Below are 25,421 nucleotides of genomic sequence, written 5' to 3'. Positions count from 1 at the left end.
CCGTCACTCCACGTCCTGCAGCAGGAGTCCGCCCCCGCAGAGGAACACCACATCGGCGGCCCATGCGGCAACAAAGGGTGGCAGCATTTCGCCGTACCCCAGGGAGAGGCAGAGGCTGTAGAAGACCCAAAAGAGAAAGGCGGCGCATATGCCGATGCCCACGGACACAGGAATCCCTTCATGACGCTCCCGCGTCAGGGCAATGCCGGAGCCGATCATCACCATCATGAGGCAAAGCAGGGGGAAGGCCATCTTGGCGTGAAAATCCACCCGATAGCGGGTGACATCGTACCCCTCTTTTTCCATCTTCCGAATATACTCCCAGAGGTCGAAAAAACTCATCTCCCGGGCCTGTTTGACCACGCTGCCCAGGTCCTCGGGCATCACCCCCACCATGTCGATGGCGGCCGACACATACTGTGACCGCTGCCCGCCGGATGCCACGGGTTCCTGGACAATGGCATCCTTAAGGGACCAGCCCCTGCCCGTATACACCCCGGAGGCGGCGTCCACCCGGCGCACGGGCACAAAGGAGTTATCGGCAAACCGGGTGATGGAGACCCCGGACAGGGTCTTGGTGGCGATGGTGTAATGCTTGATGTAGATGATCTCCCGCCCGTGCCGCAACCAAATGTTGTTTCCGTGGGTGGTCTGGATATTGCGTTTTTTGATCTCCACCATGCGGATATAGGTGGCCTTGTTCAAGGCGACGGGGACCAGGGTTTCCGCCAGGGTAAACACAAGGAGGGTCAGGATGATGCCCGCCCACGCCAGGGGCTTCACCAGCTTCCAGGCGCTGATCCCACCACCCATGAGGGCCACCACTTCATTGTTTCTCCGCATGAGCCCGAAGAGCACCACGCTGGACAACAGGGCACACACCGGGGTCATCATCACGATGATCCCCAGGTTCCTCATCACCACGAATCCCACACCGTCCAAGAGGTTGTAGTTCGCCCTGAGGAACTTTGAGATCCACGAAAGGTAATCAATGGCCACCACCAGGAAGAAGACCACCACCTGGATCATGGCAAAATACTTGAAAAACTGTTTCAGAACATACCGCTGGATGATGTTCATGATTGCCCTCCTTTCCGGAAGGGCCGGATGACCCGGCGTACACACGACAGAATCAACCCACCCAGAACATCAAACCCCAGGGTCTTCTCCCGGGAGACCCGCACCAGAAACACCAGGCCCGCGCTTCCCATGACCACGTTGCCCATCCAGAGGGCCAGTTCCGGCGGAACCGCCCCGGACTTGCCCAGGGACCACCCCGATGCGTGCATCACATAATAAAGAAGAAAACAGACAAGACCCAGCCCCATGCCCGAGCCCTTGCGGGAAAAAGCACTCCGAAGCCCCAGGGGAATGGAGAGGATTCCCAGGGTCAGGGCCGCCAGGGCCAGGGCAAATTTTTCGTTGAGCTCCATGATGGCCGTATCGGGATTGCGCCCCGCCTTCTTCTCCGATGCGATATGGGCGGAAAGCTCCGACAGGCTCATTTCGTCCCGGGCCTTGCTTCCCAGCTTCTTCTTGGAGCTGAGCTTGCCGAAATTGACCCGGATGTCGTAGGTGGAAAAGGCAATGGCATTGACCGACCGGTTCTTCAGATTCACCTGGTTGACCTCGCCGTCAAAAAGGCGCAGGGTCAGTGTTTCAGCCTCTTTGGAGAAAAACCTCACCCCCCTGGGGGCTGAGATGGCCACCTCGCTTTCGGGGTTCCGGGTGTCCCGGATAAACACACCGTGGAGGCTCTTGTCCTCAGGGTTGATGCGCTCCACATAGAGCATCACCCCGTCGAAGTTGGTGTTGAAGGTGCCCTCTTTCAAGGAGGCGTCCACACCGGCGGAGGCGATGTTCACCACCATTTTTTTATAGGAGTAGTTCCCCCAGGGGACACCGTAAACCGTCACGCCCAGGGTCAGCAGAGACCCCACCACACAAAAGGCCCCCACCGGGTACAGGATGGCGGAAAGCCCGGCGCCGCCTGCCTTGATGGCGACAATCTCCCGGTCGGCGGACATGCGTAAGAGGGTCAGCAGCACCGCCATCATCACGGACATGGGCAGGGTGTACTGCATCATTACAGGAAGGGTGTAGCCCACCATGGCAAGAACCGTGGAAAGACTCGCCCGATAATTCACCACCAGGTCGGTGATGTCGATAATTTTGGTCAGGAGAAAGACAAGGCTGAGAAAGCCCAGGCACAGTAAAAAAGGCTGCAGCAGCTCTTTCAGAATGTAGCGATTGATAATGGTAATGGAGGTCACCTATCACTGGTATAAAAAGACAAAAACGCGCCTTCGGCGGCCCTGCCGGAGGCCAAACTTTTGAAAAGTTTGATAAACAGGTTTCAAAGGCTCATTCGGTTTATTGAAGCGGATTCGGCTGTGAAGCCAAAGGCGGAAGCTTTGCTATAGATCAATTCACGCCGGAGGCGGGCTGCTGTTCATGACGCATGCATGCCCAAAAGATCCCGGGCCACCCAGACCACCTCCCCGATCACTTCAAAACCGGTCAGATCGGCCAGATAGTCCACGGCTTCGGCCTTGTTGTCGGAGAGCACACGCACGGCAGCCCCTTCCGTATAAAGTCGCTTGACCTTAATGGCGTCGCCTTCGCGAAAGGCAAAAATGCCCCCTTTAAACCGGCCATCCTCCCCTGTTCGGGAACGGTCCACCATGACGGTATCCCCGCTTAAAATCATGGGGGCCATGGAATCACCGGCCACATCAAACAGCACCAGGGACGAGGGGTTGCCCTTTTTCCGAAGCCATATTTCGCCAAAGGGACAGGTCTCAAGCACCTCGGCCGTGGTCTCAAAGGAACCGCCGCCGCCGGACAAGGTGGCACGGTACTTGGGGATGTAGACCAGGGCGTTGACCATGCCGGCGCCCTCTCCCCCGGTGTACCCGTTCAAAAGCCAGGTAATATCGCAGTCCAAGGCCTGGCAGATCCTGAAAATGGCATCAATGGTGGGGGATGTGCCGCTTTTCCATGATTCAAAGGCACCGGTCAGGCCCACGGTGCGATCCAGCTCACCCAGGCGCCCGCCCCACTCCCGCGCAACCAGTTCCTCCAGATTATGGAGAAACACGTCTCTGTTCCACTTCATAATCCCACTCTTTCACCGCCCGGGGCGCCCTTGCACCCCGCCGGTCCAAGGACCATTGTCGACGCACGGCCCCGGGGCTTCCCAAAGCCTGCACGTGTGACGTAAGAATGCCCGAATCATAGCCAGAGGATGACGGGTTGTAAAGGGTTTCAGGGCTCACATTTTCGTGCCAGAACAGCGCAGGATCCCGACGGCAGGGCAAGGTCCCCGGCAAAAACAAGCCCGGCCGCCTCGACCATGGCCCGCATCTCGCCGGTGGTGTACACTTTCCCGTTGTAGGTGTTCAGCATCATGTGAAGGTCGTACATGCCTCCTGCCTCGCCCCGGTCCCGGTAAAAATCATGGACCACCAGGGTGCCGCCCTGGGCCAGAAGCCCGGCAGCACGCCGCACGATCCCCAGGGTCTCCTCGTCCCCCTGGCAGTGCACCAGGTTGGAGAGCAGAAGAAGATCGGCCCCTTCACAGGCGGCCAGGTCCCAGCTCTCATCCAGCAGGTTGACGCAGGAAAGGGTCACTCGGTCAAAGGCGGAATGGCTCGCCTTGGTCTCGCCAAAAATCCCCACCACATCATCCAGGTCGGCAAGGGAGCCTCTCCAGCCTGGGTGCCGTTCCAAAAAGGCAAGACTGTAAGCCCCGGAGCCAAAACCCAGCTCCACAAAAAGGCCCTGCTCGTTGTCCGGCCTCACCACCTGCCAGAGCTCAGCCGCCCGGATGCGGGCTGCCTCATCCATGGCCTCGATGTACTGGGCCAGGTCTTTTTTGTACTCTGCCTCGCTCTTCTCCGATGCGGCGTAGATACGTTCGCCTTGCTCCAGGGTCTTTCCCAGGAGAGCCCAGGAGTCGTAGAGCCGTTTTTCAAAGGCCAGGGTACCGGCCATGGGATGGGGCGCATCTGCCCCGAAGAAAAGCGCCCCTTCCTCGGAGACCCTGATCCCCCGCGGGGTCTCTTCCAGAAGCCCCAATACACACAAGGCCGCAAGGGCACGGGCCCCCAAGGATGGGTCCCACCCCACCTTGCGGCAGAGTTCCTCTGCCGTCACAGGTTCAGCGCCCACGATCTCGAACACCCCGGCGTCAAAGGCTGCCTCAAGCAACCGATACTGGCGATACCCCGTGAGCACGTTTTTGAACTTCAAATACGGTGTCATCTCACCCATCCATTCTCCAAAAATCACATACAAAAATACCCCTGCATGGCGTCATGCAGGGGCATCGTATCACAACCGGTTACAAAAATAACATTACCCTTTGGTGTGGGGATCCTTGATGGCCACCTCGTCGAAGGTAAGCACATCGGCCAGGATGCGGGTGGAGGCGTCCAGGAGCTCCATGGTCAGGGCCGCCCCTGTGCCCTCGCCCAGGCGAAAGCCCAGGTCCAGGAGGGGATCCACGCCCAGGTGATCATGCATGAAGGTGTGCCCCACCTCCACCGAACGATGGCTGGCAAAGAGGTACTCCTTGGCCGTGGGGGCCAGATCCCCTGCAATCAGGGCCCCTGCCGTGGAGATGAACCCGTCGCACACCACCGGGACGCCGTGGGCCGCAGCCCCCAGGACAAGCCCTGCCAGGGCGCCGATTTCGTAGCCGCCCACCTTGGCCAACACATCCACGGGATCCTTGGGGTCGGGCTTGTTCACCTCGATCCCTTTTTTGATCACGTCGATTTTGCGCTGAAGGGCCTCATCGTTGATGCCCGTGCCCCGCCCGGTAAGGTCTTCCACCTTTTCCCCGGAGAGCACGGCGATAATGGCCGTGGAGGGGGTGGTGTTGCCGATCCCCATGTCCCCGGTGCCGAGCATGTCCAGCCCGCCTTCGGCCACGAGTTCGTTCACAATCTCAATGCCGGCCTCAATGGCTGCCACAGCCTGCTCGCGGGTCATGGCAGGCCCTTTGGTAAAGTTCTCGGTGCCCCTGGCCACCTTTTTATGGATGATGGGAAGAGACGGATCAAAATCGGCCTTGACGCCGATGTCGGCCGCCAGGGACTCGGCCCCGGCGTGCTTGGCCAGCACGTTGATGGAGGCGCCCTTGATCACGAAGTTGTGGACCATCTGCTCGGTGACCTCCTGGGGAAACAGGCTCACACCCTCCTCCACCACGCCGTGGTCTCCGGCACAGGTCACCACCACCTTCTTTTCGAGCTTCACATCGATTTTACCGGCAATGGCTGCAAGGCGGGCGGACAGGGGTTCCAGCACCCCAAGACTCCCCTGGGGCCGCGCCTGGTCGGCCAGGCGGGCAAGGGCAAGCGTCTCAATCCCGCGATCGATCCCCACAATGGAACCGATGGTCTTTTCGAGCAATGTCATTCAGAACCCCTCCTCAATCAATCCAGTCAAAACATGCGCCCCCATGATGCCAGTGGTTGGAGACATGGCACCATGGGGACCAAAATGGTCGTTCGTAACAAATCGTCTTTGTAACGATTCAACTTGCCTCCGGCAGGACCACCGGAGGCATTGTAAGCTGAATGGCTACACGTCAATAACCCGTACCGTTGATCACGGGCACAGCCCGTCAGCGAATGCGACAACCCGAGGTACGAGGGTTGGAGCATTCGCGAACCTGGGTTACCCCTTGTAGATCTTGTCGCCTTTGATGTCGGGCTGGAAAACCTCCATCCCTTTTTTCATGGCGCAGAAGTCACCGCACATGGTGCAGGTGTCTTCCTGCTCGGGGGTGCGCTCTGCACGGATGGACTTGGCCACCTCCGGGAAAAGGAGGTGTTTTTCCAGATCGTCCCAGCGCATCTCGCGACGGGCCATGGCAGCCAGCTTCTCGGTTTCGCGGCGGTTGGGGTACTTGGCGATATCTCCGATGCGGGTGGCAAGGCGGGTGGCGCGCACGCCCTCACGCACATCCTGAACCGTGGGCAGGGCCAGGTGCTCGGCGGGGGTGATGTAGCAGATAAGGTCTGCGCCGAAACGGGCGGAGCTGGCCGCGCCAATGGCCGCAGTGATGTGATCGTACCCGGCGCCGGTGTCGCAGGGGATGGGGCCGAGGACGTAGTAGGGGGCGTTGCCGCTCATACGCTTTTCAAGCATGATGTTGCCCTCGATCTCATCCAGGGGCACATGGCCGGGGCCTTCCACCATCATCTGGCAGCCCATCTCGCGACCTAGCTCGGCCAGCTCGCAGTTGATGATCATCTCGGCCATCTGGGCGCGGTCGTGGCTGTCGTGGATGGCACCTGCACGGATTCCGTTGCCAAGGGAAAGCACGGCGTCGTATTTTTTCATGAGGGCACAGACGCGGTCGAACTGCTCGTAAAGGGGGTTTTCACGCTTGGTGGCGTCCATCCAGGCCACCATGAAGGTGCCGCCCTTGGAGGCAAGACCGCCATACCGGAATCCCTGGGCGCGGAGGCGCTCAATGGTGTACTGGTTGATGCCGCAGTGGATGGCCATGAAGGAGAGGCCGTCGTCGAGCTGCTGCTCAATGAGATCGAAAAGGTATTCGGGGTCGAGCTTGGAGGGATCCTGATACTTGCGCCCGGTCTCCTTGAAGGCCTGATAAAGGGGCACGTTGCCCAGGGGAAGGTTGGTGGCTGCCAGCACCTCGCGGCGGACAAGGTCCAGGTCCCCCCCGGCGGAGAGTTCCATGAGGGTATCGGCGCCCTCTTCCTCTGCGGCCAGGGCTTTTTCGATCTCGCTCTTGATGTCGCAGATATCGGAGCTGGTCCCGATGGAGGCGTTTACCTTGGTACGGAGGCCGGTACCGATGCCCACGGCAGGGCCTTTGTGCTTGGGGTTGTTGGGGATAACGATCTCCCCTTTGGCCACCAGGTCACGGATGACCTCGGGGGCATGCCCCTCTTTTTCGGCAACCTGCTGCATCTGGGGGGAAACCACGCCCTCCCGGGCCAATTCAATCTGGGTCTTGTCTACAGCCATTGTATCTCTTCTCCTTACAAGCATATCGGCGGGCTCATAAATATAAAGTACCGCCACCATGATTCGTTCGGCCACCGACTCCGACGGCGCCCCGGCTCCACCCGGGAGATCACCCGATGCCGCCATGAAATCCGTCTGTCGAAAGAAAGCAAGGAGTACAAACAGACAGCGCCGGAATTTCATGATCATTCCCACCAGCACCAACCCGTGCCGGTGAAACGCACCGATTTCAGGCAATAAAAAAAGGGCTCTGAGGTACATAGATATACCTCAGAGCCCTTTGCCATCGAACTCGGTCACGTGAGTCTCATGCACGTCTTCTGACTTCCGGGGTAAGAGCTCCCGACGCGCCTTCCCGCCCCCCTTCAGGAGAGGCAGTGACCGCTGGCATCTCTTCACATGATGAGGAGAAACCAACCTGCGCCGGGCCACCCGGTTACAGCGGCGGGACCGTCACGGATTTTCACCGTAGTTCCGTTTGCATGACACCGTATGACAAATTGAATGTGTACCCTGTTACCGGGTACTGTCCATCCTCTACACGAAACCGGCAAAGGGCGTCAAGGGGAAAAAACTCCGACGACAAGGGTAGCGAAAAGCACCTTGAAGGCGGCGTGAGGATGCGCTTTGCCCATCAGGGCCTTAAAAAAGCATTCGTCCAAAGAGAACGTTTAAGAAACATTATCTAAGATTTCAGATAGTTGGCAAGACTGTTTTTACGCATTCTTTCACTTTATTCGAGCACCTTAAATGTACCGGCTGTTTCAGGGCATACCAATAGGCATCCCAAATTTTACGACTCCCCCAAAAGGGATTCCAATCTCGCCGCCCCATGTTCCTTCACAACTCCATTTGGCCTTTATTTTACAATGTTGAAGCTCCTCCTACCTACATTTCGGCCTCAGATTCATGAATGCGTAAAAACATAACGCCCTCGTTACGAATAAGCCTATATGGAAATAAAATATTGACATATAAGCGATATTTCCCCTATGAAATGGTGATAGTGGAATTAAGGAATATTTAACCAACTTTGGGGGAAATTCATGAATCAAGTGACAGGGATTTTTAAAAAAATCGCTTCGGGAAGCCTGGTACTGCAGATTGTGATCGGGATCATTGCAGGTGTCATCCTTGCTCAGGTATCACCGGATACGGCAAACTCCGCAGGCCTGTTCGGCAGCTTGTTCGTCAAAGCGCTTAAAGCCGTTGCACCCATCCTCGTTTTTGTCATCGTCGCCTCTTCCATTGCCAACCAGAAGCGCGGCACCCACACCAACATGCGCTCCATCATCGGCCTCTACCTGGTGGGAACCTTTATGGCGGCACTCGTAGCCGTCACCTTGAGTTTTCTCTTCCCCACCAACATGACCCTGGTGGCCACAGACACAGCAGCCACACCGCCCAACGGTATCGGGGAGGTTCTCAACACCCTTCTCTTCAAAATCGTGGACAACCCCATCAACGCCCTGGCTACGGGGAACTTCATCGGCATCCTTGCCTGGGCCATTGCCCTGGGCATCGCCTTCCAGCATACGGGTGAAGCAACCAAGACTTTCCTGCACGACGTCTCCAACGGCGTCTCCAGCATCGTCAAGCTGGTTATCCGGTTTGCCCCCCTGGGCATCTTTGGCCTGGTCTCACAGACCATCGCCACCACCGGCTTTGAAGCCCTTTCCGGCTACACCCACCTGCTTCAGGTTCTTTTGGGTGCCATGCTCATCATCGCACTCATCGTCAACCCGGCCATCGTCTTCTTCATGACCCGGCGCAACCCCTACCCTCTCGTGTTCACCTGCCTGCGTGAGAGCGGCGTCACCGCCTTCTTCACCCGCAGCTCCGCGGCCAACATCCCCGTGAACATGGACCTGTGCAAGCGCCTCGACCTCAACGAAGACACCTACTCCGTCTCCATTCCGCTGGGTGCCACCGTCAACATGGCCGGCGCCGCCATCACCATCACCGTGATGACCCTGGCTGCCGTCCACACCCTGAACATTCAGGTCGACATGGCAACGGCGCTTCTGCTGAGCATCATCGCCTCCGTCTCCGCCTGCGGGGCCTCCGGTGTGGCCGGTGGCTCGCTCCTCCTGATCCCCCTTGCCTGCAGCCTCTTCGGTGTTCCCAATGAGATCTCCATGCAGGTCGTGGCCGCCGGTTTCATCATCGGCGTCATCCAAGACTCCGCCGAAACCGCGCTGAACAGCTCCACCGACGTGCTGTTTACTGCTGCAGCGGATCTTAACGCCCGAAGCACCGCCGCAACTGAAACCGAAACCGAAACGGTTGCAGCCGCATAAGCTTCCGCGCTTAAAGAGACAACACAAAGGGCCCCATGGGAATCGTTCCCATGGGGCCCTTTTTATTGACGACTCATTTTTGATCGGACCCGACTCAGCGGGGCACCAGGGGACCGTTACAGGCTCGACGACTCAACCAGTTCAGGATCTCCGGGCTTCCAGGTTTTGTCGTAAAACGACTCCAGGGGGCCGTAGAGACGCAAAATCGTGTTCCACCCCTTGCCCGGCACGGTCTGGATCCAATTATTCTCCTGGCCTTTGGGTGGCTTCGGGCTGAAGTAGATATCGTATGATCCGTCCTTGCGCGGCTTCAGGCCTTTCCGAAGATTGTCGATGCCGGGAAAACGCTGGTCGGTCTGCAGCATGGCGCGGGTCTGGTTGTCATAGAGGGTAAAGGACCAGAAATTCTTGGCCGGTACGTCTTTGGGAAGGTTGATCTTGTAGGTCTTGCTTCCGTCAAGGGCGTTGCCATCCTTGTCGAGATAGGCAATGGCGTACTGCGAGCCCTTGCCCACGTTCTTTTTTGCCATGGCAGGGGTGATCCCCGTGGCATAAAAATGCATGTACACCCGGGAATCCAGCAACCGGGCACCATCCAAAAGAAAATCGTAGCGCCCCTTGATAAAGGGGTTTGTCCAGACACGCTCTCCCGGATAAAGGTAATGGCGTTGATCCCGGGGCACGGCCGTCAGGGCCCGTGCCGTCACCGAACCGACCTTGGCGGCATCGGTGAGAATGTTCTTCATGCGCTCGTCCGGTGCGAACTCTTTACCCTTTTCAATGCCGATGGAGGCAAGGAGCCCACGGATTTCAGGGTCAAGCCCTTGCACGGGTTCGGCCTGGATCTGCGCGTCGATCTCCTCCCAGAAATGAAAATCCATGCTGTGGATGGTGTTGTGGTAGGTACCGGATACATTCACGAATGCCATCTCCGGAGGGTTGCCCTTTTTTGACAGGGGGTAGATCCGAAACGCCTTTCTGGTTGCATCCACAGCCGGTTTGGGCGAGCCATCCACCTGAAATCCCCGCCAGATCACCCAATGCCCGTATGTGTCTGACCTTACCACATGGTACCCGTTCGGCACGTCCTTCCTGTAACCGGGCGGTACGATGAGCAATTTCCCACCCTCACCCTTATCCGGGCCCGCGTTGCCGAAATCCACGACATAGTGAAACCAGGCATCGTTGATGAACCCCAGCACATTGGGCGGAGTCTCAATGACCATGGGCTCCTCGCCAAGCTCCATCCAGGCCGCCATATATACCGACACGGTGTTCGGGGTCAGCCAGAGCGCTTTGGAGTCCATGAGATCTTCGAAGAGAAGGGCTGTGCTGTTTGCCGGTCCGAATGCCAGAAGCCCTTTTTCCATGGCATACATCGAGGCAATGGGAATGGTGGCCAGAAAGGCCTGGGTCGCACGCTGGAGATCAAGCTGGTCGTAAACCTTTTGGATCGTGGGCGCATCAGGCACCCCATCAAAACCGGTGAGCACCCCGATGGAGGTCTCCAGCTTGTCCGGCGTGGAAATGCCTGCGGGCACCTCGGTGGTCATCTTCATGGCAGCCTGCCCGGCCGAGGGCAGCCCAACCATGGTACAAAAAAACAACAAGGCGAAAACCGGCAACTTCGTGCTCATGACGTTTCTCCTTGATTCATGGGGTTATGGGTCGTTTTTTTCCTTTCCCGTCGCCCTTGGGGACACGGTTATACCAGTGAGATTAAGCATGGTGAGGCGAGGTTGTGACGGGCGGCATGGGGGAGACAAACCCAGAAGGGTTTATCATTAATTCAAGGCAGATACACTCAGCAAGTATCTCACAGACACATTTACTGAGTCCAGCGCAATCTGTCCCTTCGTTCCAGCAAAACACTGGCCCTAAAAAGCGTGTCCCCTGTTATATGATGCTGTTTCCTGCCCCTCGGGTTTTCGGTGTACCCATGGCTGCTACCCCCCACCTTTTTCAAAAATACTCTCCACTTATCCTTGACTCTCAGCAAGCCACCATGCAAACATACCATACCGTATGGTATTAAATAAAAGGAGAGCGGCTTTGAGCAACCCACAGAACAAAGAGAAGAAAAAGGCCAGGCGCAGCGCCGTTGAGTTGCTGGACGCCGGACTTAACCTCCTTGCGGAGCACAGTATTCAGCAATTGACCATTGATGCCCTGTGCAACACCCTGCATGTCACCAAGGGGTCGTTTTATCACCACTTTAAAGGCCGAAGCGACTACCTGGAGCGCATGCTGGAGCATTGGGTGGAAAACTGGACGGTGGAGAATATGCAACTGGCAAACACCGCGGGCAACGCGGTTGCGCGCTTCGATGCCATTGTGGAAAGCTCCAACAACCTGCCCCATGGCCCTGAAACAAGCATTCGGGCATGGGCACAGCGGGATGCCCTGGCCCTGCGATTTCTGGAGCGGGTCGATGCCATGCGCATGGATTACCTGTTCAACATCTTTTTGGAAGTCTCCGGTGATGCCGACAGGGCGCGCCTTCTGTCCCGTATCGGGTATTCCCTTTTTGTGGGCACGCGCATGGTGGCGCCTGCCATTGCCGGAGACGAGCGGGACGCACTCATCAACCTGGTGAAAAACGAACTGTACCACCTGCCAGCAACCGGCACCTGAAAACGGAGGAAACCATGAAACCTGAAATCCCCTGGTCGGACGTCGTATCCCTTTTCGGCAAAGTCACCCACACAGCCATCGCAACGGTGGACCCGGACGGCAGTCCCCGCGTCTCTCCCATCGGGTCCGTTCTTTTCACCGGAGAAAAGCAAGGGTACTACTTCGAAAAATTCCCCGAAAGCATGAGGCGCAATCTGGATCAGGACCCGCGCATGAGCATCTTGGCTGTGGCCCCGGGTTTCGGATTCTGGTTGAGCGCTTTGTGGAGGGGACGTTTTAAGAGTCAGCCCGCCATACGCCTGGTCTGCGAAGCCGGAGCACGCCGCCCGGCAACAGATGAAGAGCGCCGGGCCTGGCTGGATAAAGTTCGCCGATTTCGGCACCTCAAAGGGCATGACATCCTGTGGAAACACATGAGTGAGCTGCGGGAGTTTACCGTGGTGCGTATCGAACCTGTGGAGCTGGGAAAAATGAACCCATTATAAGACCGAGCTGCCGGGACCGGTGAATCGCCCCCCCCTTTTCACCTTGAGGCATGGTTCACATAAATCAGCTCATCCGTGTTGAAGCCGAGGGCCTTTGACGTTGACACAAACACACTCAGCACCTCCTCATCGACCGTCGGGTGTCGAGAGAGCAGCCAGAGGTACGAGGTATCAGGGCCGCAGACAAAGGCGTACCCGTAATTGTCTTTGTCCAGGTGAAAGATCACGTAGGACCCGTAGAACGGTCCGAAAAACGAAACCTTCAAATACCCTTCGCTGGGCCTGCCCACCAAAAAAGCCTTGCCCTCGGCTTCCTTCCACTGATTTTTCTCCGGTAAAAAGCCGCGATTTATGACCTGTACGCCGCCATCTTCACGCATGGCATACTCTGCTGTGACCTGCTCCATTCCCCGCTCAAAGGAGTGGTCCAGCCGGGCAATCTCATACCATGTCCCCAGATACCTCTGGAGATCAAATCCCTGGACAGGCACCACCGGCTCAGGGACACCCAGGCATCCGGTAAGAGTAAACAACAGAGCACACACCCAACCAAGCTTTTTCATGTCGATTCCTTTCCCCTGAGGGTCCATGGATTGGCCTTGACAGATCCCTTTCACATGGCTAAACTCTGCTCCACTCAAAAAAAGTTAGTCTACTACAATTTAATTTGGCAATACACGATGACAAGCAGTAACACCCACATCTCCCTGTCCCCACCGGAACAACACCATACCTCGGAAAAGGAACCGGCCCTTCCCGAAGGCATGACCCTTCAACGCGTTGAGTTACGCCGGGGCCTTGACCTCATCCTTGTGGAAGGAAAACCCCTTCAGCCCGGCTCCCTTACCATGGAGACCGGTGAGGTGCCCTTTGAATTTTCCTTTCATCTTTCCGGCCACACGCACTACACAGTCAACCATGACAAAGGAGAACTCTGTTTCACTGGGCATCCGGGCCTGGGAGTCGCCTCTGCCTTCCCCCGCTCACACGCCACCATGGCGTTTGCGGCAGATCTTCCCATTCGCATGGTAGCCCTTCACATGACCCCCGCTTTTTTCCGAGACTACCTTGAAACACCCAGGGAGACACCGGGATACCCGGAATTTGACCAGGCCATGGATCAGGGCTCTTTTCCCCATTGTTTCAAAACCATCCCCGCAGACCCCGCCATGACCGTTGCCGCATCCCAACTCCTCCATTGCCCGTACAAGGGCATGGGCAGAAAAATGTTCTACGAAAGCCGGGCCCTTGATCTCATTGCCATGCAACTTGACGCCTCAGCCCCCCCTTCCTTTGGCAAAGGCTTGGCACCGTTCACCCCCCAGGAACTCGACCGGATCCAAAAAGCCCAAGCCCACCTGTCCCGCAATCTTGAAAACCCTCCCACCCTGGCAGAACTGGCCAAAACAGCCGGAATGAATCACACAAAGCTGAACCGCGGGTTCAAGGAGGTATACGGCACAACCGTATTCGGATACCTGCGAAGGTACCGCTTGAGCCGCAGCCGCACCCTCATCGAATCCGGAGAGATGAACCTCTGTGAAATTGCCTATGCCACAGGGTTCAGCAGTCCCAGCCACTTTGCCAAAGCGTTTCTCAGCCATTTCGGCATCCAGCCCAGCCTTTACCTCAAGCAGGTCATGGCCCGGCAGACCATCTCCCTTCCCCAAGGCCCTCTGCCATAAAGCCTCTGACTCTCCATCCCTCAACGCCCCATACATGATCGCGAACTCCGACAAATTCAGCAAATGACACCATACGTTCCGGAGATGTTAGTCTGCACGCAATTTTCTCGGCAGAATAAAAACTAAATCTCACTCGTATCATGATGAAAGGAATCACATGGAGTCTCTTCCAAACACAGATGTAAGCTATCGTCCCCTCTACAACCTTGCCATGGGTCCCCTTAAGGCAGCCTTCCTCAACATGGCCCTTGAGCTCTCTATCTTTGATCTGCTGAGTGCTCCCGCATCACCGGAATCTGTTGCCCATCAGCTGAACACCCATTCCACCAACACACGCAGGCTCTTGGATGGCCTTACCATCCTGGAGCTTCTGGAGAAAAAAGAGGGGACTTACCGAAACACCCCCTTGGCGAACACCTTTCTGGTCAGCCACTCGCCCCAGTTTATCGGCCCCCTTCTCACACAGACACAAAACCCCGACATGAACCCCTTAGAAGCATTGAAAACACTTGTTGCCAAAGGGCCGGAAGCCCACCCATCCCCCATGGACATGACCGATGAAGCCCTCTGGGCCGAAGAGGTCAAGGCGTCCTCCGGATGGGTTTTGGGTGGTGTGGGAAGCAGGATTGCAACCCGCATTGCCGACCTGCCCGGCTTTGAGAACCTGAAAACCTTCATGGACATGGGGTGCGGCCACGGCGTCTTTTCCCTCTATCTCCTGGAGCAGAACCCGGGAATGTCCGGGGTACTCATGGACCGCAAGGGCGTCCTTGAAGCGGCAAAGCCCCTCATCGAATCATTTGACGCCCAGGACAGGATCTCTTATCGGCCCGGGGATTATCTCACCGACGACCTTGGCCGGGGCTACGATCTCATCTTCGCCAGTGCCACCCTGAACTTTGCCCGGGGACGCATGGACCACATGCTCACAAAAATCCACCAGTCCCTGAACCCGGGCGGATATTTCGTCAGCTTTCAGGATGGCCTCACCCACGAGCAGACCCGGCCCGATACCATGCTCGGGGCCATTATTCCCTGCATGATGATGGACCTGGATTACTGCTTCGACCAGGGAGAGATCGCCGATGCCGCCCTTCGGGCCGGTTTCCGCCATGTTCGGTCCCAAACCATGGAAACCCCCATCGGCAAGATGGAACTTGATATTGCCCGAAAAGCGTAGCCCAAGGAGACACAGATGAAGCATTCGTTAAAATATGCCCTTCACGCCCTGATGATCCTGGCTCTGACCTGCCAGGCAGGAGCGGTCATGGCCCAGGCCGAAAGTGGCGCTGAAGAAAAAACACACCTTGAAGCCATGGTGGTGACCGCCGAAAAGCGCCGGGAAAACGTTCAGGATATTCCGGTCAGCATCACGGCCCTGTCCGGAAATGAGATTCAAGACGCAGGTCTTTCCGACATCCAGGGAATGTCCCGACTGGTCCCCAACCTCTACATCGCCAACTGGGGAATCCGGGGTACCTCCTATGCCTTTATCCGGGGCATCGGATCGGTGAACAACGAGCCCGCCCTGGGGTTTTACGTGGACGATGTGGGCTACATGGATGCCCGAAGTTTTGACACCCAGCTCTTTGACATTGAGCGCATCGAAGTGCTTCGTGGCCCCCAGGGGACCCTCTACGGACGCAACTCACTGGCCGGTGTCATCAACATCATCACCCGAAAGCCGGACAACGAAACCCACGCAGGCCTGGAATACACCCTGGGCAATTACAACCTGAATCGGGGTCATGCTTATCTGCGGACACCGCTGGTAAAAGATCGACTGTTTCTGGGGCTGAGCGCAGGGGGCGAGTCACGTGACGGTTACTTTGAAAACAGTTATCTCGGAAAGGATGTGGACAGCCGCAGGTCGCTCAACGGCAGGGGATTTCTTCGCTGGCTGCCCAGCGACACCCTGGATGTCTCCCTGGGTTTCAACGCGGAGCAGCTTCGGGACGGGGCCTTCCCTCTGGCCAAGCTCAAGGGCCTTGACACCGACTCCTCCACGGTGGCCTTTGACCGTGAGGGCACGTACAACCGGGACAGCACCGCCACCCATCTGAAGGTGGCCTGGCAGCTGCCCTGGTTTGACCTCACGTCCGTCTCGGCGTATCGAGACTACGAGGACGAGGCATCAAACGATCAGGACTTCACGACCTACCCCATGATCACGTCCCATGAAACCATCGACGACAAGGAGTTCTCCCAGGAACTCCGACTGGCATCCAGGGATGAAGAAAACGCACGTGTGAAATGGCTGGCCGGTTTTTACGGATACAAAAAAGACAAAGACCACCTGATGGCCCTCGATTTTGCCCCGGGCATGTACCCTGTCCCCGGAGCTGTCCGTCGGCTCACGGACTCCAATGTCACCACAACGGGCACCGATCTCTTCGGCCAGGCCACACTCAGGGCAACAGAGCACCTTTCCGTCACGGCAGGCCTTCGGTATGACCACGAAAAAAGTGAGATAGACCACACCATGGATACCACCTCAGGTGGCACCACCCTGATGGACAGTAGCGTCGATGCGTCGGACACGCAGGATGCATGGCTGCCAAAGCTGCAGCTTGATTACCGATGGACACCGGGTCTCATGACCTATGTCGGCGTATCAAAGGGCTATCGAAGCGGAGGGTTCAACACCTCCCACCTTGCCCCCAAAGACCTTACCTTTGACAGCGAGTTCAGCTGGAACTACGAGACCGGCGTCAAATCCAGCTGGTTTGATAACCGGCTCACCGTTAACGCGTCCCTTTTTTACATTGAGTTGAAGGATCAGCAAGTGGTCCAGCTCCTGCCTTCGGCCGACACGGTGATCCGAAATGTGGGTGAGTCACGGAGCATGGGGGTTGAGGTGGAATCCAGTGCCTTGCTGGCCCCGGGCCTGACCCTGGACGCCGGCTTCGGGTATACCGATGCCGAATTCAAGGACTACAAAGACAATGTCTCCGGTGCCGACTATACGGGAAACGAAGCCATGATGGCCCCCTCGTACACCTACAACCTGGCCCTCACCTACAGGCGCCCCATCAACCACACCTGGGACGCCTTTACGCGCTCTGAACTCAACGGCACCGGATCCTTTTACTGGGACACCGCCAACACCATCAAAGAGGAGGACTATGAACTCGTCAACCTCAGCATGGGCTTGGAAAGCGAGCGATACGACATTGTCCTCTGGGCGAAGAACCTTCTGGATACCGACTACCGCGTGGTAGCCTTTGAGTTTCCCGGGTCTGACCCCGTGGGACAGTCCGGCGATCCCCTTACCGCAGGGGTCACCTTCAGGGCTCGATTTTAAGTTGCGGCCCGCCGCTTTCAAGGTGAACCGCCTTGAAAGCGGGTTCACCCGACAGCTACCACTCCAGAATGACCTTCCCGGATTCCCCCGAGCGCATGACATCAAAGCCTTTCTGGAAGTCGTCGATGCCGAAGCGGTGGGTGATGACCGGAGAGATGTCCAGGCCGCTCTGGAGCATGCTGCTCATCTTGTACCAGGTCTCAAACATCTCCCGGCCGTAGATGCCTTTGAGCTTGAGGCCTTTGAAGATAATCTGGGACCAGTCCACGGCGGTCTCCGGGGGCTGAATGCCCAGAAGGGCAATGTTGCCGCCAAAATTCAGGGCGTCGAGCATGTCACGGAAGGCCTGGGGACTTCCCGACATTTCAAGACCCACGTCAAAACCCTCGCTCATGCCCAGCTCGGTGATGGTACCCGGGATGGAGCCATTGCTCCCGGAGACGTTCACGGCCCGTGTGGCTCCCATCTTCCGGGCCAGGTCCAGGCGATAGTCGTTTACGTCGCTGATAACCACATGGCGAGCCCCGGCGTGCCTGGCGATGGCAACGGCCATGATGCCGATGGGCCCGGCCCCGGTGATGAGCACATCCTCGCCCACCAGGTCAAAGGAGAGGGCCGTGTGGGTGGCGTTGCCCAGGGGGTCGAGGATGGAGGCGGTCTCATCGCTGATGCCATGGGGGATCCGAAACGCGTTTACAGCAGGCACGGCAATGTACTCGGCAAAGCAGCCGGTGCGGTTCACGCCGATGCCTTCGGTGTTGCGGCAGAGATGCCGTTTTCCCGCCTTGCAGTTCCGGCAGTAGCCACAGGTGATGTGCCCCTCGGCAGACACCCGATCCCCCGCCTTGTAGCCCTCCACCTCGCTTCCCACCTCCACGATCTCCCCCACGAACTCATGGCCGATGACCATGGGGGCCGGCACCGTCTTTTGCGACCACTCGTCCCAATTGTAGATATGGATATCGGTGCCGCAGATGGCGGTTTTCTTCACCTTGATCAAGATGTCGTTGTGACCGGGCCTGGGAACCTCAACCTCTTCTATCCAGATCCCCGGTTCGGGCTTTGCCTTGCTCAACGCCTTCATTGTCTCCATCGCTCACCTCATCTTCGTGTAAACGTTAAAAAACGCCTCCGGCGGCCCTGCCGGGGGCTAAACTTTTGAAAAGTTGAACAAACAGGCCCCAAAGCCATATTTTAAGTTTGCGCCAACATAAATACGGATGTGATTTGACCCGAGGAACGAAGGCAAAACGCATTCGTAACCAGCTTTCAAGGTGGCACACCTTGCCGCCGAAGGCTTGTTTTTATTCAATGATATGCAACGCTTTGCCCACGTTTATAAAGGCGGCGATGGCCTTATCCAGATGGGCTTTGGTGAGGCCTGCGGACATCTGGGTGCGAATGCGTGCCTTGCCTTTGGGAACCACCGGAAAGCTGAACCCGATGACATAAATGCCTTCGGCAAGAAGGCGGGTGGCCATCTCTTTGGCCAGAGCAGCGTCTCCGAGCATCACGGGGATGATGGGGTGGTTTCCGGGGACGAGGTCAAAACCGGCCTCTTCCAGGGCGGCCCGGAAATACCGGGTGTTTTCTTTGAGGGTGTCGATGAGCTCGGAGCTGGACTTGAGCAGATTGAGAACGGCGATGGAGGTGGCAGTGACCACCGGAGCCAGGGTATTGGAGAAGAGATAGGGGCGGGAGCGTTGCCGAAGCCAGTCGATGACCTCTTTTTTTCCCGAGGTGTATCCGCCGGAGGCGCCCCCCAGGGCCTTGCCCAGGGTACCGGTGATGATATCCACCCGGCCCATGACCCCGCAGAGCTCATGGGTGCCCCTGCCTGTCTCGCCGGTGAAGCCCACGGCATGGGAGTCGTCCACCATGACGTAGGCCCCGTAGGCATCGGCCAAATCGCAGATGGGGGCGAGGTCTGCAATGGTTCCGTCCATGGAAAAGACCCCGTCGGTGGCGATGAGGACAAAGCGGGACCCCTGGGCAGCCTTGAGCTGGGCTTCCAAGTCTTCCATGTCGTTGTTGGCGTACCGGAACCGTTTGGCCTTGCTGAGGCGCACCCCGTCAATGATGCTGGCGTGGTTGAGGGCATCGCTGATGATGGCGTCTTCAGGCCCCAGAAGGGTCTCGAAAAGACCGCCGTTGGCGTCGAAGCAGGAACTGTAGAGGATGGTATCCTCCATGCCCAGGAACTCGCTTAGGGCAGCCTCCAGCTCTTTGTGGATATCCAGGGTGCCGCAGATAAACCGAACGGAGCTCATGCCGAACCCGTAACGATCCAGGGACGCGTGGGCCGCGTCGATGAGCGTTTGGTTGTTGGAGAGACCCAGGTAATTGTTGGCGCAGAGGTTGATGACCTCACGGGGTCCCTTTACGCTGATCTCAGCCTGCTGCTGAGAGGTGATGACGCGCTCCTCTTTGTAAAGCCCGGCAGCCTTCAGGGCCTCCGTCTCTTTGGCAAGGTGCGTAAGCAGTTCCGTCTTCATAACATCCCCCATGGTTGGTTGAGGCAAATAAAACAGACCCCTTCTCGCATCGAAGGCTTGTGATGATGACCACCCGGTTAAACAGAAAGGGCCCTGTACCGGCCCCATGGAAAGCTGGAGCCCCCGTTATCGGTCCATCATCGCCTGATTATTGTCAAAACATACTCCTTGTGGGTTGTCAATTAAATTTTAACCCAAAAATTACCCATTGCGCAAAATACAACTTGATAAAATCTTTAATCGTTAATTTTACGCTGGCAATTTTCGCGTTTCTCAATCCACAGGCATTTTCACCCATCGCCCCGACATGTGGTGGCGATACCAGGGACACCCGGCACAAGAGAACCAACAACAATGCAAAACGAATCCGGCCCGTCCTGAAAAAGGAAACCCAGGGGTAACAAAAAGAGTTGTGCAGCGATATCTTCGTGGGGTAATCAAGGTATATTCATCAGGCGGCAGAGGTGTTGCAGAATCCGAAGGCATGGACCGAAACGGCGACCGTGTTGCCCGGTGTTTCTCCCTTCCACCAGAACCAAGGAACAAACCATATGTCAGAGCGAAGTTTCCAGACGGACCATATCGACAGGGCCATCATCAAGGCATTGCAGAAAAACGGACGCGAATCGTACAAGAACATCGCAAGGGAGCTTGGGGTATCGGACGGTACGGTGAGGCTCCGCGTAGAAAAAATGATCCGGAACAACTACCTGAAAATAAGCGCGTCGGTGGACCCGCTCTTTTTCGAAAACTGCATCATGGCCCAGATCGGCCTCAATCTCGAAGAACCTGCCAACAAGGAGGTGATGGAACAGATCTCACGTTTTAAGGGCGTTCAGTCCGTCAACAACGTCACCGGACGCTACGACCTTGTCATTGAGGTCTTTGTGGACTCTCGCAGCGAACTCAGAAAATTCCTCATCGAAGACCTTGCCACCGTCAGCGGCGTGAGGGGAACCGAAAGTTTTGTCTTTCTTGAGGCCATCAACAAATGGGCCAGTATTTCCGATTAATGGCCCCTGTTCATTCCGTGCATGACGCCCACCGGCTTATCTGATAAGGAATAGAAAGAGATATTAACAGGCTAAATAACAGCCTGAAACCATCAGATACCAGGCAAAGAACATGCGAAACACATTACTCGTATTTTACTCAAGAACCGGAACCACCAAGGCACTGGCAGAAACAATCCGGGCGCGGCTGAACTGCGACATGGAGGAGGTCTTTGACCTGAAGAATCGGAGCGGCTTTTTCGGGAATCTCATGGGGGGCTTAGACGCCCTGTTTCAGAGGCAGACTGCCATCAGCAAACCGTCCAACGATCCGGCAAACTACGACCGGATCATCGTCGGAAGCCCGGTGTGGTACGGCAACCTATCCCCTGCCATCCGCACCTGGCTCACCCGGAACGCCCCTCTCGCCAAGGAATCGGCCGCAGGATTCTTCTGCACCTATGCGGGCAAGGGGAATATCAGGGCCGGGAAAAAATTCAGCGGCCTTGCCATGGCAAAGAATCCGGCCCTGCTCTGCGTCCAAAACGGTGAAGATCACGGCATCACCCAGGACAGGGTGGAGGCGTTTGCCGAGGATATGGAAAGGAAATACCCGGGTTAACCTGTCTCCTCAATAAACCCAAGCACCACGCCGTTGGGGTCTTTGGCCAGCAGCAGCCGCAATCCGCCGGGCAGGGTTTTAGGACTCTCAAGTCCCGGCGTGCCTTTATCCAGAAGCCGGGCGTGGGTGGCCTCGATGTCGTCCACGTGGAAGGTCAGAGAGACCGAACAGGCGGCATTGGTCACAGGAGGGTCGGTGGCCCGCTTGATAAGCTCCACCTTGACGCCCGAAGGGTCTGTCAAAAAGGCCAGCTCCACCCCGGGGGACGGGGTCAGGCGACTGCTCAGTTGAAAATCAAGGGCTTCGGTGTAGAAGTTCACCGAGGCATCCATGTCGTCGGTTCCGACGGTTACAAACGCTATCTGCATGAAAAACCCTTTTGCATCAATCCATCCCTCAAAAGAGACGCTTCAGTCTGTTGTGGCCTCCCGCGGCCCTACCTGCCGCCCCGGAGTCCCACCACCAGGGCCACTTCCCCTTTGGGCAGGGTAAGGCGTTCGGCGATCTCGTCCACGGAGAGCCCTTTGGCGGCAAGCTGAACGATTCTCTGGCGGGATTCGGAGATGCGCTGCTCGGCGTTCTCTTCTTCGACGGCGGTCTGTTGTTGACGAGCCATGAGGGCATCGGCGCGGTTCAGGTGTAATTTCAGGGAGGCGATGCGCTTTTCCAGGCCCTGGTTCAGTTCGGTGACTATGAGGCGTTTTTCGGCCACATGCCCGTCAAAGGCGTCGGCCACGGCCTTGGCCTCGGAGAGCACGGGCTCCAGCAGGGAGAGCACCCGGGAATGGGCCGCACGGACGGACTCAGCCTCCAGGCGTTGCCGTGTGCGCCGGGTCTGGATCAATTCGGACAGAGCCAGTGCCAGACAGGCAGTACCAAGGCCGAAGAGCAGAAAAGCCAGCATCGTATACAGAGTCATGGACGTGTCCCCCTCTCCTGAAGATCCGTGCTGAAAAAAACATGGCGAAACATCTCGCGAACCAAACACAAAGGGCCGGCGGCCCTTTGCCACCGCCCGGGCCTACATCAGGCGATACCCCTCCAGAACAACCCGGTCAATGACCCCTTCGGTAAGAAGGGCCCCGGCGGTCTTGCGGACCAACTCACGCAACTCACGCTCCACGGGTTTTTCCCCGGACACCGAGGCGAGCCGTGCGGCAAGCTCATCGTAGATGCGCTTCCGGTAAAAGGTTTCATAGCCTGCCAGGGGATCTTTTTTTACCCCCCTTATGGTAAGCACCACATGTGTGGCCACAAAGGCGTAGTCGTTTCCGTCGGCGGCAGGGATAAGAAAATTCTCCAGGCGGGAGATCACCTGGGGTTCGCCGGGCTCACCGGAGTCCAGCAAAGCCTCCGCCTCCTCGACCCCGGCGGACTCGCCCACCTGGGCCACGGGAACGGCAGGGTCGTCCCCTTTGAGAAATATCCAGCCTGCCACCCCTCCCAGAATAAAAAACAGGCCGACACCGGCCGCCATGAGCACCCGCTTCTTCTTTCCGCCGGAGGACTCCCGGGCGGGTTCCGGGTCCGCAGCCTCGACAGGCTCTCCGGAGGGAGGTGTTTCGATCTCGTCTGCGCGGGTCTGGGGCGGGTCTTCCAGGGTGTCGGTGAGGATGGTCTCGATCTCTTCATCGGAAATCTGGAACCCCTCATCCCCTGAGGGTGCAGGCTCTTCGCCATCCACACCGCTGTTTTTCAGCAGGCGATCGATGTCGTCCTGGCTGATGAGATCCTCGTCGGTGCCCTCGGCCTCGCCGGTATCTGCCGGGGGGACATCATCCAGGGAGAGCTCATCTGGGGGCCCCTCGGGATCTGCCCCGGGGTCCGCCTCGGAGAGCACCCGCTGGATATCGTCCATGGAGATCATGGAAAGGTCTTCGTCGTCTGTGCCATCATCCTCAGGAAGCAGCTCGTCAGTCATCTCATCCTCCCTGCTGGATTCGGGGGTGGCCTCCGGGTCGTCGTCGCTCAGGAGGCGGTCTATTTCATCGGTATCGATAAAGTCCGAAATATCCCCAAGGGAATCGTCCCCATCGGGAAACGCAAAGTCACCCTGTCCTTTGAGCAGGGTGTCGATCTGTTCCTGGGAAACGAAATTATCGGCATATGGGCTATTGGGGCGGGACATACGGCGCTACTTTTGATACCGGCGAATGCGTGATCGAAGTTTGATCAGCGACTGGGTGTGAATCTGACAGATACGGGACTCGGTGAGATCCATGATCTTGCCGATCTCTTTTAAGGTCATCTCTTCGTAGTAGTACAGGGAGATAACCGTCTGCTCCTTGTCCGTCAACCGTTGGATGGCTTCGATGAGAACCTGTTTCAGCTCCTTTTTCATCACCGAATCCGAAGGATCGTCTTCGCTTCGGATGCCTTCGGAAAAGGTACTGCCGCTGCCCTCGTCGCTGTCGTCGTTGCGGATGCACGCATCAAGGCTCAAAATGGCGGCGCTGTGAATGTCCGAAAGGGTCTTGTAGTACTTCTCAAGGGGCATGCCCAGCTCTTCAGCCACCTCCAGGTCGCTGGCGGGCCTCTCTTTGCGGGCCTCAATCTTCTGAACGGCAGCCTCTACGTCCTGGATCTTTTTCCGCATGGATCGGGAGTACCAGTCCATGCTTCGGAGTTCATCCAGGATGGCCCCCTTGATGCGATACTGGGCGTAGGTCTTGAGCCCCACATCCTTTTCAGGATCGAACTTGTCCACCGCATCGATAAGCCCCAGGGATCCGGCGCTCACCAGCTCGTCAAAGGCGACGTTGGCGGGAAGGCGAGACGCCACGCGTCCGGCGATGTACTTCACCAGATACGCGTACTTGCGGATCATCTCATCCCGTACAAGCGGTGAGAAGTGGCATCGCCTCTTCTCCATTTTCTTTTCGTAGGCAGACGTCATGCAAACGATCCGATTATCCGACACGCCCGTCACCGGCGAAATATATCGCCTGCCAACGGTCGCAGATATGGACCTCTCCCCCCCTCGACTGTCTGACCGCTGAAGGCGCTAGGGGTTCTCCCCGGAAATCAGGCGGTTCATGAAAAACGATATGTTGCCGGTACCGGGTGTTCCGGACGGGGATTTGAGGATCTGTTCAGCTATTTTAGTAATACTTCTGCTTGATGCGGCTGCAGGGTATTGCTCAATTACGGGTTTTCTCCCGACGACAGCTTGTCTCAAATGATCATCAAAGGGAACGTACCCCACAAACTCAAGCACAACCCCTTTAAGGAACCTGTCCGCCGCCTGGCTCAAGGTGGCGTAGACCGCCTTGGCTTCCTGAAGGCCGCGGGCCATATTGACGAGCAACTTGAAATGCTTGGTGCCGTTCAGGAACATGACCTTGATCATGCCGTAGGCATCGGTTACCGACGTCGGCTCACCGGTAACGACCACTATACACTCTTCAGCAGCTGAATTAAAGTAAATTACATTTGAGGAAATCCCGGCCGCCGTGTCGATCAACATAATATCGTAAAGGTTATCCAGGCCCTCAAATTCAGCCAAAAGACTCAACTTCTGCCCCTCGGTAAGATCAGCAAAGGCCGTGTCTCCGGACGCAGCCGGAATCACCCCAACCCGACCGGAAGCCGGTGTGATCACCTCGGATAGCTCCTTCTCGCCTGTGATCACATGCCCCACATGGTACTTCGGGTGAATCCCGAAAATGATGTCCACGTTGGCCAGTCCCATGTCGGCGTCAAAGATCAACACCCGCTTTCCCATGTCGGCAAAAGCCACCGCGAGATTGGCCACCATATTGGTCTTGCCCACGCCTCCTTTGCCGCTGGTGATGGAAATCACGCGCGTGGAAGATGCCCGTAAGCCCCCCCTGCGAACGGAAGAGGCCCCTCTGCCCTTAACCATTTCCCTAAGACTGCTTGCCTGATCCACT

Annotated in this window: 23 protein-coding genes and 1 riboswitch; of the genes, 8 read left to right on the top strand and 15 right to left on the bottom strand. The window is 57.2% G+C overall.

Features of this window, described 5'->3' with window-relative positions:
- Positions 1 to 3 precede the first annotated feature (3 nt).
- From lptG to thiC, 6 genes are all read right to left on the bottom strand, one after another.
- Complete coding sequence (gene lptG, locus ACOYW0_RS17165) at positions 4 to 1,080, bottom strand: LPS export ABC transporter permease LptG (RefSeq protein WP_482415036.1); 1,077 nt, start codon at positions 1,078 to 1,080, stop codon at positions 4 to 6.
- On the bottom strand, positions 1,077 to 2,273 hold the full coding sequence (gene lptF / locus ACOYW0_RS17160) for an LPS export ABC transporter permease LptF (RefSeq protein ID WP_482415035.1): 1,197 nt from the start codon (positions 2,271 to 2,273) through the stop codon (positions 1,077 to 1,079). Before lptF ends, lptG begins: the two co-directional genes overlap by 4 nt.
- 179 nt (positions 2,274 to 2,452) lie before the next feature.
- Positions 2,453 to 3,118, bottom strand: coding sequence for a S24 family peptidase (locus tag ACOYW0_RS17155; protein WP_482415034.1), 666 nt, complete (start codon positions 3,116 to 3,118; stop codon positions 2,453 to 2,455).
- 149 nt (positions 3,119 to 3,267) lie between these two features.
- Positions 3,268 to 4,266 carry a methyltransferase gene (locus ACOYW0_RS17150; RefSeq protein ID WP_482415033.1) on the bottom strand — a complete coding sequence of 333 codons (999 nt, stop codon included), beginning with the start codon at positions 4,264 to 4,266 and terminating at the stop codon, positions 3,268 to 3,270.
- Between the two features lie 93 nt (positions 4,267 to 4,359).
- Positions 4,360 to 5,427 carry a nicotinate-nucleotide--dimethylbenzimidazole phosphoribosyltransferase gene (cobT, locus tag ACOYW0_RS17145; RefSeq protein WP_482415032.1) on the bottom strand — a complete coding sequence of 356 codons (1,068 nt, stop codon included), beginning with the start codon at positions 5,425 to 5,427 and terminating at the stop codon, positions 4,360 to 4,362.
- A gap of 261 nt (positions 5,428 to 5,688) precedes the next feature.
- Complete coding sequence (gene thiC / locus ACOYW0_RS17140; protein WP_482415031.1) at positions 5,689 to 7,011, bottom strand: phosphomethylpyrimidine synthase ThiC; 1,323 nt, start codon at positions 7,009 to 7,011, stop codon at positions 5,689 to 5,691.
- A gap of 293 nt (positions 7,012 to 7,304) precedes the next feature.
- A riboswitch (cobalamin riboswitch) is annotated at positions 7,305 to 7,530 on the bottom strand.
- A 527-nt stretch (positions 7,531 to 8,057) separates the two neighbouring features.
- Here thiC and sstT point away from each other — a divergent pair.
- Positions 8,058 to 9,311 carry a serine/threonine transporter SstT gene (gene sstT / locus ACOYW0_RS17135; protein ID WP_482415030.1) on the top strand — a complete coding sequence of 418 codons (1,254 nt, stop codon included), beginning with the start codon at positions 8,058 to 8,060 and terminating at the stop codon, positions 9,309 to 9,311.
- Positions 9,312 to 9,427: 116 nt separating this feature from the next.
- Here sstT and ACOYW0_RS17130 read toward each other — a convergent pair whose 3' ends face one another.
- A complete protein-coding gene (locus ACOYW0_RS17130; RefSeq protein WP_482415029.1) occupies positions 9,428 to 10,948 on the bottom strand; it encodes a DUF1254 domain-containing protein in 1,521 nt (506 codons plus the stop codon).
- A gap of 415 nt (positions 10,949 to 11,363) precedes the next feature.
- Between ACOYW0_RS17130 and ACOYW0_RS17125 the strand changes: the two genes are divergently transcribed.
- Both ACOYW0_RS17125 and ACOYW0_RS17120 read left to right on the top strand, forming a co-directional pair.
- Positions 11,364 to 11,945: a TetR/AcrR family transcriptional regulator gene (locus ACOYW0_RS17125; RefSeq protein ID WP_482415028.1), complete on the top strand. Its 582-nt coding sequence runs from the start codon at positions 11,364 to 11,366 to the stop codon at positions 11,943 to 11,945.
- A gap of 14 nt (positions 11,946 to 11,959) precedes the next feature.
- On the top strand, positions 11,960 to 12,430 hold the full coding sequence (locus ACOYW0_RS17120) for a pyridoxamine 5'-phosphate oxidase family protein (protein ID WP_482415027.1): 471 nt from the start codon (positions 11,960 to 11,962) through the stop codon (positions 12,428 to 12,430).
- A 38-nt stretch (positions 12,431 to 12,468) separates the two neighbouring features.
- Here ACOYW0_RS17120 and ACOYW0_RS17115 read toward each other — a convergent pair whose 3' ends face one another.
- Positions 12,469 to 12,993, bottom strand: coding sequence for a lipocalin family protein (locus tag ACOYW0_RS17115; protein WP_482415026.1), 525 nt, complete (start codon positions 12,991 to 12,993; stop codon positions 12,469 to 12,471).
- Positions 12,994 to 13,110: 117 nt separating this feature from the next.
- On the opposite strand from ACOYW0_RS17115, the gene ACOYW0_RS17110 reads away from it, so the two are divergent.
- From ACOYW0_RS17110 to ACOYW0_RS17100, 3 genes are all read left to right on the top strand, one after another.
- Complete coding sequence (locus tag ACOYW0_RS17110) at positions 13,111 to 14,115, top strand: helix-turn-helix transcriptional regulator (protein WP_482415025.1); 1,005 nt, start codon at positions 13,111 to 13,113, stop codon at positions 14,113 to 14,115.
- Between the two features lie 157 nt (positions 14,116 to 14,272).
- Complete coding sequence (locus ACOYW0_RS17105) at positions 14,273 to 15,295, top strand: methyltransferase family protein (RefSeq protein ID WP_482415024.1); 1,023 nt, start codon at positions 14,273 to 14,275, stop codon at positions 15,293 to 15,295.
- 15 nt (positions 15,296 to 15,310) lie between these two features.
- Entirely contained in the window at positions 15,311 to 17,419 is a 2,109-nt protein-coding gene (locus ACOYW0_RS17100; protein WP_482415023.1) for a TonB-dependent receptor, read from the top strand.
- A 55-nt stretch (positions 17,420 to 17,474) separates the two neighbouring features.
- Here ACOYW0_RS17100 and tdh read toward each other — a convergent pair whose 3' ends face one another.
- Positions 17,475 to 18,512 carry an L-threonine 3-dehydrogenase gene (tdh, locus tag ACOYW0_RS17095; protein ID WP_482415022.1) on the bottom strand — a complete coding sequence of 346 codons (1,038 nt, stop codon included), beginning with the start codon at positions 18,510 to 18,512 and terminating at the stop codon, positions 17,475 to 17,477.
- 211 nt (positions 18,513 to 18,723) lie between these two features.
- Positions 18,724 to 19,914, bottom strand: a complete 1,191-nt coding sequence (locus tag ACOYW0_RS17090; protein WP_482415021.1) for a glycine C-acetyltransferase — start codon at positions 19,912 to 19,914, stop codon at positions 18,724 to 18,726.
- 551 nt (positions 19,915 to 20,465) lie between these two features.
- Between ACOYW0_RS17090 and ACOYW0_RS17085 the strand changes: the two genes are divergently transcribed.
- A complete protein-coding gene (locus ACOYW0_RS17085; protein WP_482415020.1) occupies positions 20,466 to 20,927 on the top strand; it encodes an Lrp/AsnC family transcriptional regulator in 462 nt (153 codons plus the stop codon).
- Between the two features lie 112 nt (positions 20,928 to 21,039).
- Entirely contained in the window at positions 21,040 to 21,528 is a 489-nt protein-coding gene (locus ACOYW0_RS17080; protein WP_482415019.1) for a flavodoxin family protein, read from the top strand.
- Here ACOYW0_RS17080 and ACOYW0_RS17075 read toward each other — a convergent pair.
- The 5 genes from ACOYW0_RS17075 to ACOYW0_RS17055 form a co-directional block, all read right to left on the bottom strand.
- Positions 21,525 to 21,896: a VOC family protein gene (locus ACOYW0_RS17075; RefSeq protein ID WP_482415018.1), complete on the bottom strand. Its 372-nt coding sequence runs from the start codon at positions 21,894 to 21,896 to the stop codon at positions 21,525 to 21,527. The two genes, ACOYW0_RS17080 and ACOYW0_RS17075, sit on opposite strands and share 4 nt — an antisense overlap.
- 68 nt (positions 21,897 to 21,964) lie before the next feature.
- Positions 21,965 to 22,447, bottom strand: coding sequence for a DUF6115 domain-containing protein (locus ACOYW0_RS17070; protein WP_482415017.1), 483 nt, complete (start codon positions 22,445 to 22,447; stop codon positions 21,965 to 21,967).
- 102 nt (positions 22,448 to 22,549) lie between these two features.
- Positions 22,550 to 23,656 (bottom strand): hypothetical protein, encoded by a 1,107-nt coding sequence (locus ACOYW0_RS17065; protein WP_482415016.1) that lies wholly within the window; start codon positions 23,654 to 23,656, stop codon positions 22,550 to 22,552.
- A gap of 6 nt (positions 23,657 to 23,662) precedes the next feature.
- Complete coding sequence (locus ACOYW0_RS17060; RefSeq protein WP_482415015.1) at positions 23,663 to 24,424, bottom strand: FliA/WhiG family RNA polymerase sigma factor; 762 nt, start codon at positions 24,422 to 24,424, stop codon at positions 23,663 to 23,665.
- A 108-nt stretch (positions 24,425 to 24,532) separates the two neighbouring features.
- Entirely contained in the window at positions 24,533 to 25,420 is an 888-nt protein-coding gene (locus ACOYW0_RS17055) for a MinD/ParA family protein (RefSeq protein WP_482415014.1), read from the bottom strand.
- Position 25,421 lies beyond the last annotated feature (1 nt).

The organism is Desulfoluna sp. HI9BLuna, assembly GCF_056829775.1.
The sequence above is the reverse complement of the archived record's forward strand: the minus strand, read 5'-3'. Positions and strand labels throughout refer to the sequence as shown.